The sequence below is a fragment of the Tenacibaculum lutimaris genome (genome assembly GCF_003610735.1).
GTDB classification, from domain to species: Bacteria; Bacteroidota; Bacteroidia; order Flavobacteriales; family Flavobacteriaceae; genus Polaribacter; species Polaribacter lutimaris.
Window position 1 is genome coordinate 287,573 of sequence record NZ_RAQM01000006.1, and the last position, 13,818, is coordinate 301,390.

A 13,818-nucleotide genomic window follows, 5' to 3' on the forward strand; every position below is an offset into this window, starting at 1 on the left:
TCCTATGTTTCAGCAAGTAACTAAGGGGATAAAAATTTCGGTAAAAACTTCTTTTAAGGGTACCGTTTATAGGGGCTATCAGCAGTACTATGCCTTTAGCTATTATATTACTATTGAAAACAGATCTAAGGAAACCGTAAAACTACTTGAACGTTTTTGGGTCATTTTCGATGCTCTTAACAACACTGAATATGTAGAAGGTGAAGGCGTTGTTGGAGAAACCCCTACCTTAAAACCAAACGACATTTACAACTATAAATCTAATTGCTTCTTACTTTCAACAACAGGAGCAATGGGTGGTAACTACAAAATGATTAACACAAAGACTTTAGAAGAGTTCCTAGTTATCATACCAACTTTTCAACTAACTACTACGTCTATTTTAAACTAATGAGCAAAAAAAATAAAGTTACAGTTATAAAAGACCCTAACTGTTTAAATTGCGGATATCCTTTTACTCGTGGTGAAAAATTTTGTCCTGAATGCGGACAACATAATCGAGGAAAAAAAATCACCTTAAGTGTTTTTCTTCGTGAACTTTTTGCTGGTTTCTTTTCTTTAGACACAAAGTTTTGGAGAACATTAATTCCTTTGTTAATTAACCCTGGGAAAGTTTCGAAAGATTATATTGAAGGAAGAAGAATTCGATACACAAATCCTTTTCGATTTTATTTAGCTACAACAATTATTTTCTTTTTAATTCTGGGAGCAATTAACAGTTATGACCATTTTGAAAAACTTAGAAATGGAAACCCTAATAGCTCATTTTTGAATATTAACGTTGAAAACAAAAAAGAAACACAACTTAACATTAGTCAGTTACACGACCTTGTATTTGGCGAAATAAAACTTAATCAAAAAAAAATAGACTCTTTAAGTCCTAATAAAAAAGATTCAATAACCGAATTAGATTCAGTTGAAAATCATGTCAATAATTCTGTATTTTATAATTTTTTAAAGTTTGAAGAAGAAAACCCAAATCTTTCTACTGAAAGCGCTCTAGATAGTTTAAAAATTGAAAAAAACTTTAGCAATCGTTTTTTATATTCTAAAGTTAAACTCGTAAACTCGTATGTAAGAAATGACGATGAACGTAATAAATTCAACAAACAACTTTTCTCGTACATCTCTATTTCTTTATTTGTATTACTTCCTTTATTTACTCTTTTCTTGGCTTTTATATACATTCGAAGAAAGTACACTTATGTCGAGCATTTAGTATTTGTTTTTCATGTACAAACCGTATTTTTTCTACTCGCTAGTATTTTTTATATCATAGGTTTTATTAATAAAAGCAGTAATAACTTACCTACAATTTTTTCAATCCTATTTTTACTATATCTATTTATAGCAATGAAAAAATTTTACGGTCAGTCGTTCTTTAAAACCTTAATAAAATACTTTATCGTAAACACCGTTTTCATAAGCTTAATGTTTATCGGTATAGTAGTTGTTTGGGCTATAACCTTCGCTCTGTATTAATCTTTAATTTAATACTTGTAAAAAGAAATTTTTTGAAGTGTTATTTAGTTTTATAGTTCCTTTTAACTGATTGTTATTAGCTACTGACAATTGTAATACCTCAACTTTATCTAAATATTTGTTTTTGAAAGAATATATCCCTCTGTCTTTTGCTTGATATTGAGCTACATTGAATGAAAAATAAAACTTATCCTCTAGTTTTTTCATTTCATTTAAAACTGGCTGTTTTTGTGAACTAATTTGTAGCTTATCCTTATCACAAAAACTATAGGTAGTAAATAGAGGTATTAGGGTTAACACTTCATTACCGCCCACTTGTTTGATCACCTCTTTTTTATACAAATATTCACACAAGCCCTCTCCTTCTAGGTTAAAAATTATATTAGGAGTTATGCTATTTTGGATTTCTTTTTTGGCTACTTTATTAAAATCATCATCGTACTCATAAGTTATGATAGTATCAGATTTTTCAACAAAAGAAGAAAGTTGAAAGTCCATCGTTCCGTTCCATTTAGCAGCAATAGAATCTAAAGATAATGTGGTAAACTTTCTAAACTTCTCTGAAGTGTTTTCAGGTAAAATTTTTGTTAGTTTTTTAGTGTTTAATTTCCCTGAAATAATAGCAATACCATTAGTATCAAAACCTGTTTTAAAAGGCAAGAAAATATCGTTAGCTTCGTTTAATTGCCCATCAATATTTAACTGACCTTTATCAACTAAAACCTTAAAAAAATCTCCTTTAGCTGTAGTAAAAGTTATCGGGCTTTTATGTTTTTTACTCTTGGCAAAAATTTCAGCATCTTCTGAAAAGTAATCCCTTTTATTAAGGGCTTTTATCAATTCATGGGAAACTTTATCATTTTTATTAACCTTATATATTACCTGAGCTTCTTTATCACTAACTACACAGGTAATTTGTTGTTTATCGTAAATGATAACTCCATCACTCTTTTCTTCTTTAAATCCTTTTTCTTTTAAAACCTCAGCAAAGTTATTTTTAACTGAGATCTTACTACTAATTAAAAACCCTTTAAACTCTTGTTGATTTGTATACAGAAAGACACTACTAGGAATTTCAATTTCATCTAGTAAAGAACGTTGTTCCTCTTTTTTTGCTGCAGATTGTTTTTTAAAGTCTAGCTGAGAAAATGGGTATTTTAAAAAACTAGTAAGTATGTTGTATTCTATTTCTCGAAGGTTGATATATATAACCGTTTCAGCAGAAACAGGAACCTTTTCTGCATAAATTACGGTTGGATTATATCTAAAAAACCCAACCGTAACTATAATACAGCATACTATTAAAAAGGTATATGCTATTTTTTTTATCATTCAGTTTATTTAGCTACCGAGTTGATAAATTTTAATAATAATTTTAAGGTGTTTTCTTCTGTACCTTGCGTTGAAAGTTTTAACTCAGATGAAATCGTATTTCCTTTCATTCTAGATACTCTAAATACAGCATCACTCATATTATCAGTAGAAAAATGTAAAGCTTCTTTTTCTGACTTACTCATCCACTCGTTTGGCACCTTCTTTAAAATTCCGTTTACATCAACATACAATACTGTTGAGTTGTTTCTTACCAATTTATTATGCTTTTTAGTATTGAAATTTGTAGTGCCATTAGCAATATTTAAAGCTCCTTTTTTAGAAGTCGTTAAATACAACACATTGTTTTTCACTACAGAATATAACCCGAAAGGTAAGTCAGCTTTTTTAGTTACAAACTCAACTACACCGTTTTCAATTTTTACCGCTTTATGCTTTTCTCCTATCTGGTAGAACTTATTTAATAAATCTTCTTTTTCAGAACCAATCATTAAGGTAAAATCTGGCACAAAATCTTCTTTTGTTTTTGTTACCTCCTTGCGCTTGTAATCTTTATCATACTCATAGGTAGTGTACTCGATTTCTTTTTTTGCAAAATCATTCAATACCAACAACGCATCACCTGTAATTAATTCCCCTATCGCTTTTTCGTCAATTACTAAAGAAAATAAATCTCCAACAATTTCAATTTCTTCTTGAAACTTTGGTAAAATACCTCCGTACATTTTATTTACCAATTCTGGATATTGTTTTAATGTTTCTTCAGTATTTAAAGAAATACTCCAAAAAGCTAAGGCCTTATCATGATCAAAACTGTTAACTAAATTTCGGTTCATTCTCTTATTGTAAATCTTTTTAAAAGATTTTTTCATATCCGAACTAACCGCCATATCTAACAAAACTCTTGCATCTTCCTTTTCAAAAAATAAGTTAGCAGTTACCTCTTCTACACCATAAACATTATGATCTCCTTCAGCATACAAAGGATAAAAGCTGTTTCCGAAAGACTTAAAAATATCAGTCATTAACTCACCATAATTACGCACCCATAATGTTGCTGATGAATTCTTCTTTTTGCTTTTTTGAAATTTACTATTTGATGCAATAGATCTAGAATAGTTTTTGTCAAAAATATTCAGTCCATGTTCTTTTGACCATTCTCTAGCTAATCTTCTCTTGAAGTTATAATTGTATTCTCCTTCTTCTTTTAACTTCTCTAAACGCTCTTTATTATCAGAGAAAAATGATTTAGACATACTTCCGTTTACAAGTAATAATGCATGATCATTCCAAATTTTAAAAGAAGAACGCCCTGCTATATAACTATAGTTTCCTTCTGTTTTAAGTTTCTTTTTTTCTCTTTCATACAACAATGACTCAAATGTTTTTCTATCCTTTAACTCAACATAAAAGTTATGATACGAAACACTATCAGTCTTTGTTAAAAAATAATATGCATTTGCTTTAACATTTACGCCTGCATTAGCAACAGAAGAAACTTTATGTTTAATTACTTCATTTTCTTTGTTTCTTTCCTCATTCTCATCAACAACTACTGCTTGAGACTCAACCTTAGAAATATTATAATCTCTATTTAAATCTTTTAAAATTTCTTTTCCAATAGCATTTTCATCAATATCTGATACATTTATTAACTTAAATAAGTTTTCTGCATTTGCAGAGATTAGCACATCAACATTCTCAGGTATTTTAGTTTCTAATTTTTGAGCTTGTATAACTGTAAATGTGTTTAAAAGCAGTAGTGTAGCAATAATTTTTTTCATCTGTTTGTTTTTACTTTTTTAAAATCACATGTAACCTTTAATGATTAAAGTAATCTTTATGTTTCTTATTTAAAAGATTCTTTTAATCATGTTGGTTTCACCCTAATTTTAATTCTCTAATTGAATTTTATTTTTGATTGATTGTTTGTTCGATATGATATCTTGAGCTTGTAAATGCAGCATAATTGCTTTTTTACTTTTTGATATTCTTGCTTGGTTATTTTCGGTTGATTTTATGGGTGTTTCAAATCGATATACACTTGTATAAGTAGCTGTTTCAAACACTTTTCGATCTTGATTTTTTGTTTTTTGAAACTCTTTTCCTAAATCGAAATGATGGCTACGTGTAAATGTTTTGTTTTCTTTATTATATGTAAAATGCTTATTCTTTTTAATCGCTTCTATATGTTTTTTTGAACTGAAGTTAGAAATTACCTCATTTAAAGCTTCAACATTATCAAAATCACACGAAACCGTTACAATAAACTCGTTAAAATCTAAGGTGTTTTTTACATTATGAACCCCTTTAGTTTGCTTTATTTTATAAACTATTTCGTTTACTTTGTTCCTTATAGTAGTTTTAGATGGCACTTTGTAACCATTAATACTATCAAGCAACATTATTGAGGCTAATTTTGTTTTGCTTTTACTTAAATTGATTGTTAACACAGCACTACCCGAACCATCTTTATTAAAACTAACTTCTTCTACAAACTCAAAGCAGCTTGTAAACAAAAAAGTAGAAATAAGAGAGAATAGCAATATTAATCTTTTGTTCATATTAAATTTTTGGCAAAGATACCAAATAGGTTTAATTACGAACGAATGATTTCTTCTTGTATTGTGTTAATATTTGAGTGTAAATCGTAGTAAGTCATCCTCAGTTCATTGTCATTTTTTACAACAGAAGTAATACTTACCGTTTCAACATAACTACGTTTCATTTTTAATGAAATTTCTGGAGTTCCTCTAGTTTCATCTTGATGAAAATCAACAATATTTAACTGATTAATCTCTTGAGTAGTATTTAACCATTCTGAAAACCATTCTCTTCTTAACTGTTTCATTTCTTCACCATATAAGGTAGAAGATGACCATATTTTTGGTTCATTGTCTAGTTTTTGAAAATGCTTTTCAATTCCATCCCAAACCAGTTCGTATGCTGTTAATTCAGTAGCCCAATCTACCAGTACGATCGTAAACGGTTCTATTCCTTCAAAATTAAAATCATTAATTATTTCAACAGGATCATCAACCTTTAACAACTGCTTTACAATAACTCCCCTACTCATTCGGTAGGATTCTGCTCTTTGATGTTTGGTAAAACCTCCATTCAACAAACATATCAATCTATGCTTTTCGCTTAAACCAATCCATGTTCCTCCTGCTAATTCATCTTTCGGGTAGGTTAACTTCACTCCTTCTTCGCAATAGGTTTTTGGCGCAATTGTTTTACGCTTCGGATCTTCATCTCTGTTTGAAGTTAAAATAAAATTATTACCCCTTAAAGGTAAATAAGTTACCGTACACATGCTGTTTTCCTTTTATTAAATTCAAGCCTTATGTCCACCTGTATATTCCCAAAATAACCTTAACTTTGTCATTTAAGAAAGTTTTTATAGACTTTTCAATAACAAAGAAAGAAATTTAATTCAACAAACAACATACAAAATGGGAAAAGGATTTTTTCACGTACCGACTGCCATTAATGAAACTGTAAAAGGATACGCTCCTGGATCTCCAGAGCGCGAAGCAGTTTCTAAACAATACAAAGAATATTTTAACGGATCTATGGATGTACCAATGTATATCGGTAGTGAAGAAGTTAGAACAGGAAAGACTGAAAACATGACTCCTCCTCACGATCACCAACACGTAGTAGGACAATTTCATGTTGGAGACAAATCGCACGCTGAAAAAGCAATTGCTGTTGCTTTAGAAGCTCGTAAAGAATGGGCACAAATGCCTTGGGAGCAAAGAGCTGCTATCTTTTTACGTGCTGCAGAATTAATCGCTGGTCCTTACCGCGCAAAAATTAACGCTGCAACGATGATTGCTCAGTCTAAAACAGTTCATCAAGCAGAAATTGACTCAGCTTGTGAGTTAATCGACTTCTTACGTTTTAACGTAGAGTATATGACTGATATTTACAGTGAGCAACCTAATTCTGACGACGGAATTTGGAACCGCGTTGAATACAGACCATTAGAAGGATTTGTGTACGCTGTAACTCCGTTTAACTTTACTGCTATTGCTGGAAATTTACCTGCATCTGCAGCAATGATGGGGAATGTTGTAGTTTGGAAGCCTTCTAGTAGCCAAGTTTTTTCTGCTAACGTAATTATGCAAATTTTTAAAGAAGCTGGTTTACCTGATGGTGTTATCAATTTAGTTTTAGGAAATCCTGCTGACATTACTGAAGTTGTATTAGCTTCTCCTGATTTTGCTGGAATCCACTTTACAGGTTCTACAAATGTATTCCAAGATATTTGGAAGAAAATTGGAGAAAATATCCACATCTATAAAACATATCCAAAAATTGTTGGTGAAACAGGAGGTAAAGATTTTATCGTTGCTCACCCATCAGCAAACGCTAAACAAGTAGCTACTGGTATTTCTCGTGGTGCTTTCGAATTCCAAGGACAAAAATGTTCTGCAGCTTCAAGAGTATACTTACCAAAATCATTAGCTGAAGAAACGTTAAACTATGTAAAAGAAGATATCGCTTCTTTTAAAATGGGTTCTCCAGAAGATATGAGCAACTTTATCACAGCTGTAATTCACGAAGGATCTTTTGATAAATTAGCTAGATATATTGATCAAGCTAAAGCTGATGCTGATGCAGAGATTTTTGCTGGTGGTAACTATGATAAATCGAAAGGATACTTTATTGAGCCAACTGTTATCTTAACTACCAACCCTAAATATACTACTATGGAAACTGAATTATTCGGACCTGTAGTAACTGTATATGTGTATGAAGATGCTGATTGGGCTGAAACATTACAATTAGTTGATGGAACTTCTGAATACGCTTTAACTGGTGCTGTATTCTCTACAGATCGTTATGCTATTGCAGAAGCTACAAAAGCATTAGAAAACTGTGCTGGTAACTTCTATATTAACGACAAGCCAACAGGTGCTGTAGTAGGACAACAACCATTTGGTGGAGCAAGAGCATCTGGAACAAACGATAAAGCAGGATCTGCTCAAAACTTATTACGTTGGGTATCACCTCGTTTAATTAAGGAAACTTTTGTTTCTCCAACTGATTACCGTTACCCTTTCTTAGGATAAGATATTCCAATTACGGAAATTTATATAACTAAAAGCAACCTCAAATGAGGTTGCTTTTTTATTTGTTTTCAAATAGAAATCAACTAATTTCGTTTAGCAATCGTTTGTTATAAACAATGAATTACAAAGAAATACTTGAAACTGTATATCAAAAAATAGCTCCTATTCAAAATATTGGAGAGTTAGCTACCTATATTCCTGAATTGGCAACTATTGATGCTGATAAATTTGGTGTACATATTTCAACAGTTGCTAATACTAATTTTGGATTAGGAAACTTTCAAGAAAAGTTCTCCATTCAAAGTATCGCCAAAGTATTATCACTTTGTTTGGCGTATAAGCATCTTGGCGAATCTATTTGGGACAGATTAGGTGTTGAGCCATCTGGAAATAGTTTTAATTCATTGATACAACTGGAAACGGATAATGGTATTCCTAGAAATCCGTTTATCAACGCAGGTGCTATTGTAATTGCTGATATTTTAATTAGTAGCTTGGTAAACCCGAAGGAAGATTTATTGAATTTCATTAAAAGTCTTTCCAAAAATAAGAAAATTGACTACTCAGCAAAAATTGCGGCTTCTGAAAAATCGGTAGGATATAGAAATGTAGCCTTATGTAATTTTATTAAATCCTATGGAAACATATACAACGACCCTGAAGTTGTGCTAGATTTCTATTTCGATTTATGCTCGTTGGAACTGACGTGCGAACAACTTTCTGAATTGTTTTTCTTCTTAGCCAATAACGGAAAAACACGACAAGGAGAACAAATATTGACCAAAAGTCAATCGAAAAGAATCAATGCGTTGATGCAAACCTGTGGGTTTTATGACGAATCTGGTGAGTTTGCTTTTAAAGTTGGATTAGCGGGAAAAAGTGGAGTTGGCGGTGGTATTATTGCCATACACCCAAACCAATACGCCATAGCTGTATGGAGCCCTAAATTAAACAAAAAAGGAAATTCCTATAGAGGTATGCGCTTTTTAGAGGAGTTTACCACACTTTCTGAACAGTCTATTTTTTAGGTTGATTTTTGATTTAATTTAAACTAACTTGGCTAGCATTGAATATAAACCTTTAAAACGGATTTTTTTTTGAAAAAAGTTACGTCCGATATAAAAACACTTGATTTTAATAACAAAATGAAAATAAACGATTATGTAACTGGAATAATTTCAATAATTGCTATTGTGATTTCAGTAATAGCATACATACAAAATTCTAGAATAGAAAAAAGACAATTACGGATTGAAAAACTAGAAGAAATGCTTGAAATAACTCATATTCTTATGGGGAATTATCAATACTTTGAAGACACTAATTATTTTAAAAATGATATAATTTCAGGAACAAAAAATGAATCTGAAAAAGAAAATTACTTAAGACAAGTAAAAGGTTTAAGAAAAATATCAGAGACAATTGATTTACAAAACAAACTTACACGATTGTTTGTCTTAAATAATTCCTACTTACCAAAAAAAGAGTTGAAAGAAAAAATCGGAACTTTCATAGCTGTTTATACTTCGATTGCAGAAAATACAATAACCCATCCATATAAAACCATAAAACTTCCATTTAATAACTTTCCAAAAAGATGGGACTTCTTAGACTTTACTCATGAAGTTCAAAATGAGTTAATCTCAGAAATGGATTTAGGATATAAAGATAGTATTGACTATAAAAACACTTATGAAAGAAAATTCAAAGAAAGGTATAAATTAAAATAAATATTACGTTCAGCATATACTAAGAAATAAAACAGCATCGAGATACTGTTTTATGTCTTTTTTAGTCTCTCTGACTAACTCAACTCAATTTTCATATTTAAGTACAACCATTTTGTTGGAACGTTTGATGATTGCCCGTTTACTAATTTATCATAATCAATCCCCCAATCTAATAAGTTTACTTGCCCTTGTAATACCAGTTCGCTAGACATGCTTTTGTATGAATCTCTAATTCCTGTGGCAAAAAACTTCACTTCTCTTTCAACTCCTTTAATAGACATCATTCCGTTAATTTGATACCAATCTACTCCCATCACAAAAACATTCGTAGTTCTAAACGTTATGTTGTCGTTCTTATCATTAATAAACACTCCTTTTGTTTTAATTCTTGCAGTTAAATCAGCCTCATCACCTCTACATACTCTAAATGAGTTTGGATTAACCTCAAACGAAATACGCATGTTTTCTAACGGGTTTCCAGCATCCATTCGCACAGGAATATCCACTTTTAAATCGTTTACAATACCACCAAACGGTGTGCTACAATGACCGTGTGTTACAAACATATTGATTGTTTGATTTTTTACAGTTTCTCTTACCTCTTTTATTTCTTTTGGTGTAACTGTTGAAGTACTTTTAGCAAACCCGCTTACAAGTACTATAACTAACAATGCCCCAACTAACAAAATTCTATTTTTAATGGTTTTCATACTATTCGTATTTAAAGTTTTCATCAAAACTATCGCAACCTTCCGTTAAAAGTGTAAATCAATTGTCAAAAAAGTGTAAAAAAGCTTTAACCAGTGTACTTTTATTTAAATTTACCTCCAAAAACCACTAAAATCTATTTTTCTAACACTTTAAAATGTCACAAAAAACTCAACTTAAAGAAGTCGCAAAACTATTTTTTAAACTAGGTTGTATTGCTTTTGGCGGACCTGCTGCACATATTGCCATGATGGAAGATGAAGTTGTTAAAAAAAGAAAATGGATGACTCAGCAACATTTTCTAGATTTAATGGGAGCTACCAATTTAATACCGGGGCCCAACTCTACTGAAATGACCATGCACTGCGGACATGAAAGAGCTGGTTGGAAAGGGCTAATTGTCGCTGGCTTTTGTTTTATTTTTCCTGCCGTAGTAATTACATCAATAGTAGCTTGGTTATACCAAGAATATGGTCAGCTTCCTAAAGTTGAACCCTTTATTTACGGAATAAAACCCGCAGTAATCGCCATTATTGTTATGGCAGCTTATCGATTAGGTAAAAAAGCTATAAAAAATACATCTTTAGCTATTTTAGGATTAATAACTTTAGTTGCTTGCCTTTTAGGCGTTAATGAAATAGCAGCTTTGTTTGGCTGTGGCTTACTAGGTGCGTTACTCTATTTTTTCAACCAAAACCGTACTAATTTAATCAGCATACTTCCTTTTTTTCTATTTCAGGCAAGTGAAACGCTTCAAGCCAACAATCTGAAAATTTTATTAACCTTTTTAAAAGTTGGTGCAATTTTATATGGAAGTGGTTATGTATTATTTGCTTTTTTAGATGCAGAATTGGTCGCTAACGGATGGCTTTCAAGACAAGTACTAATAGATGCGGTTGCTGTAGGACAAATAACCCCAGGTCCTGTTTTATCTACCGCTACTTTTATTGGTTGGCAAATGAACGGAATAACGGGTGCACTTGTGGCAACTGTTGGAATATTTTTACCTTCCTTCTTTTTTGTTTTAGTTTTAAATCCGTTGATTCCTAAAATGAGAAAATCGAAGCTTATTGGTGCTATTTTAGACTCTGTAAATGTAGCTGCCGTTGCCTTAATTATTGCTGTTTGTATAACAATGGCTAAAGATACTATTTCAGATTGGCGCACTATTGTTATTGTCATCATAAGTCTGCTTGCTGTTTTTTATTTTAAAAAAGTAAACAGCGCTTTTATTGTTTTAGGAGGTGCTATGTTAGGATATATTTTAACTTATTGGTAAACCCCATAATATCATTCCTTTTAGCCTACCTTTGCAAAAAAATATTTGATGCAGTTTTCAGACCTACAACTTAGCAAGTCTATCTTAAAAGCACTTACCGAAGAAAGACACCACAAACCAACGCTAGTACAACAAGAAGTAATTCCGTTAGTACTTAACAAAAAAGATGTCATTGTAGCTGCACAAACAGGTACAGGTAAAACAGCTGCTTTTGCGTTGCCTATTATTCAAGAGCTTTCTAAAGAGGAAGATGTTGAAAAAAGAGCTAAGAAGATAAAAGCGCTAATTGTAAGTCCTACTCGAGAACTGGCAATTCAAATTGAAGAAAACTTTAAAGCATATAGTAAGTATACTAATTTAAGAAGTACTGTTGTGTATGGTGGTGTGGCTACACAACCTCAAAAAGATGTATTGGCAAAAGGAGTTGATATTTTAATTGCTACTCCAGGTCGTTTTATCGATTTACATAAACAAGGAAGTATTGATGTTAGACAACTAAAAACATTGGTGTTAGACGAGGCCGATTTAATGCTAGACATGGGCTTTATTGACGATGTACAGAAAATAGAAGAGTTATGTCCGCGTAAAAAACAAACCTTATTGTTTTCTGCTACAATGCCTGATAAGGTAAACGATTTAGCCAAATCGATGTTACGCAATCCTGAAAAAGTAGATATTTCTCCTGCGGAAACTACTTCTAAAAACATTGGTCAGTTACTATACTACACCCCTAAAAAACACAAAGTCGACTTGTGTTTACACTTACTACGAAACACCATAAAAGGACGCATCATTATATTTCGTCGTACCAAATTTGGAGTTGATAAGTTAGAAAAAACACTACAAAAAAACGGTTATAAAGCAACCAGTGTACATGGTGATAAATCGCAAAACTTGCGTAATCAAGCCATAGAAGACTTCAAAAATAACAAAGCCAATATTTTAATTGCCACTGATGTTGCTGCCAGAGGAATTGATGTAAGCAAAGTAGATGCTGTAATTAATGTAGATTTACCTAACATTCCTGAAACGTACGTACATCGAATTGGTAGAACAGGTAGAGCTGGTAAATCTGGAATCGCCTTTTCGTTATGTAGTGCTGATGAAACTTCTTACATCAAGGCAATTCAAGAATTTATGGATAGAACTATAAAAATTGTAGAAGACCATCCATTCCCTCTAGCAAAACCAAAGAAGAAAAAACAACCCAACACTGTTAGTAAACACAAAAAAGGAAGAAAATCAGAAGCTTCTAAAAAGAAGAAAAAACGCTGGTATTAAACTTTTTATAAAAAATAACACTAAAAATAGTTAGTGTTTTATTTATTAATCGTAATATTGCAATATAATAATTAATCAATGGGGTTAACCAAATCAGAAATATTTACTGAAGAGCAAAATCAATTAGCTACGATTGCGAAAGTGTTAGGGCACCCAGCTCGTATTGCTATTATACAACACTTATTCAAATTGAATTCTTGTGTTTGTGGTGATTTGGTAAATGAAATTGGCTTGGCACAACCTACTATTTCGCAACATTTAAAAGAATTAAAAAAAGTTGGTATTATTAAAGGAACTATTGAAGGAACTAGCGTTTGCTATTGTATTAATCCTTCAACCTGGAAAGAAATTAAAACCTTACTTTCTTCTTTTTTAGACCTTGATACAAACAATAAAAATTGTTGCTAAAAAAAATTTGGAATCATTAATCGTAATATTACAATAAACACTATAACCATGAAACTATCAGAAATCAAACAACACTTAAGCACACTAAAAACTATTGCTTTTCAATTACCTGACGGTAGCCTAGTTCCTAATCATTTTCATGTAACGGAAGTTGGAAAGGTTACTAAAAACTTTATCGACTGTGGTGGAACAGTTAGAAATGAAGAAGTAGTTAACTTTCAATTATGGAATGCAAATGATTACGATCACAGATTACACCCAGAAAAATTAATTCACATTATTGAGTTATCAGAAAAAGTATTAAATATTCCTGATTTAGAAATCGAGGTAGAATACCAAGGAAACACCATAGGAAAATACGGATTGGATTTTGACGGAACCAACTTCTTACTTACTACGAAACAAACGGATTGTTTGGCGAAAGATAACTGCGGAATTCCAACAGAAAAGCCAAGAGTAAAACTATCAGATTTACAAAAACAAACTGCTTGTGAACCAAATTCAGGGTGCTGCTAAT

14 protein-coding genes are annotated in these 13,818 nt (G+C 31.6%); 9 read left to right on the plus strand and 5 right to left on the minus strand.

Going from position 1 to position 13,818, the window contains the following annotated elements; all coding sequences use genetic code 11:
* Positions 1-4: 4 nt before the first annotated feature.
* Positions 5-391 carry a Co2+/Mg2+ efflux protein ApaG gene (apaG, locus tag C8N26_RS01355; protein WP_028891376.1) on the plus strand — a complete coding sequence of 129 codons (387 nt, stop codon included), beginning with the start codon at positions 5-7 and terminating at the stop codon, positions 389-391.
* Positions 391-1,482, plus strand: a complete 1,092-nt coding sequence (locus tag C8N26_RS01360; protein WP_120185710.1) for a DUF3667 domain-containing protein — start codon at positions 391-393, stop codon at positions 1,480-1,482. The genes apaG and C8N26_RS01360 overlap by 1 nt, the downstream gene beginning before the upstream one ends.
* A 3-nt stretch (positions 1,483-1,485) precedes the next feature.
* On the opposite strand, the gene C8N26_RS01365 is transcribed toward C8N26_RS01360, so the two are convergent.
* From C8N26_RS01365 to C8N26_RS01380, 4 genes are all read right to left on the minus strand, one after another.
* Positions 1,486-2,814, minus strand: coding sequence for a hypothetical protein (locus C8N26_RS01365; RefSeq protein WP_120185711.1), 1,329 nt, complete (start codon positions 2,812-2,814; stop codon positions 1,486-1,488).
* 5 nt (positions 2,815-2,819) lie between these two features.
* A complete protein-coding gene (locus C8N26_RS01370; RefSeq protein ID WP_120185712.1) occupies positions 2,820-4,598 on the minus strand; it encodes a hypothetical protein in 1,779 nt (592 codons plus the stop codon).
* A 108-nt stretch (positions 4,599-4,706) separates the two neighbouring features.
* Positions 4,707-5,378 carry a hypothetical protein gene (locus C8N26_RS01375; RefSeq protein WP_120185713.1) on the minus strand — a complete coding sequence of 224 codons (672 nt, stop codon included), beginning with the start codon at positions 5,376-5,378 and terminating at the stop codon, positions 4,707-4,709.
* Positions 5,379-5,413: 35 nt separating this feature from the next.
* Entirely contained in the window at positions 5,414-6,130 is a 717-nt protein-coding gene (locus C8N26_RS01380) for an NRDE family protein (protein ID WP_120185714.1), read from the minus strand.
* Positions 6,131-6,269: 139 nt separating this feature from the next.
* Here C8N26_RS01380 and pruA point away from each other — a divergent pair, with 139 nt between their 5' ends.
* The 3 genes from pruA (at position 6,270) to C8N26_RS01395 (ending at position 9,625) form a co-directional block, all read left to right on the plus strand.
* On the plus strand, positions 6,270-7,895 hold the full coding sequence (pruA, locus tag C8N26_RS01385) for an L-glutamate gamma-semialdehyde dehydrogenase (RefSeq protein ID WP_120185715.1): 1,626 nt from the start codon (positions 6,270-6,272) through the stop codon (positions 7,893-7,895).
* Positions 7,896-8,011: 116 nt separating this feature from the next.
* Complete coding sequence (locus C8N26_RS01390) at positions 8,012-8,923, plus strand: glutaminase (RefSeq protein ID WP_120185716.1); 912 nt, start codon at positions 8,012-8,014, stop codon at positions 8,921-8,923.
* 69 nt (positions 8,924-8,992) lie between these two features.
* Positions 8,993-9,625: a hypothetical protein gene (locus tag C8N26_RS01395; protein WP_147418468.1), complete on the plus strand. Its 633-nt coding sequence runs from the start codon at positions 8,993-8,995 to the stop codon at positions 9,623-9,625.
* 74 nt (positions 9,626-9,699) lie between these two features.
* Here C8N26_RS01395 and C8N26_RS01400 read toward each other — a convergent pair whose 3' ends face one another.
* Positions 9,700-10,335 carry a YceI family protein gene (locus C8N26_RS01400; protein WP_170141613.1) on the minus strand — a complete coding sequence of 212 codons (636 nt, stop codon included), beginning with the start codon at positions 10,333-10,335 and terminating at the stop codon, positions 9,700-9,702.
* A gap of 155 nt (positions 10,336-10,490) precedes the next feature.
* On the opposite strand from C8N26_RS01400, the gene chrA reads away from it, so the two are divergent.
* From chrA to C8N26_RS01420, 4 genes are all read left to right on the plus strand, one after another.
* Complete coding sequence (gene chrA, locus C8N26_RS01405) at positions 10,491-11,612, plus strand: chromate efflux transporter (RefSeq protein WP_120185719.1); 1,122 nt, start codon at positions 10,491-10,493, stop codon at positions 11,610-11,612.
* Positions 11,613-11,660: 48 nt separating this feature from the next.
* Complete coding sequence (locus tag C8N26_RS01410; protein WP_099215174.1) at positions 11,661-12,893, plus strand: DEAD/DEAH box helicase; 1,233 nt, start codon at positions 11,661-11,663, stop codon at positions 12,891-12,893.
* Between the two features lie 78 nt (positions 12,894-12,971).
* Positions 12,972-13,301 carry an ArsR/SmtB family transcription factor gene (locus C8N26_RS01415; protein WP_028891389.1) on the plus strand — a complete coding sequence of 110 codons (330 nt, stop codon included), beginning with the start codon at positions 12,972-12,974 and terminating at the stop codon, positions 13,299-13,301.
* Between the two features lie 48 nt (positions 13,302-13,349).
* Positions 13,350-13,817 (plus strand): DUF6428 family protein, encoded by a 468-nt coding sequence (locus C8N26_RS01420; RefSeq protein WP_028891390.1) that lies wholly within the window; start codon positions 13,350-13,352, stop codon positions 13,815-13,817.
* The last annotated feature ends 1 nt before the right edge of the window (position 13,818 follow it).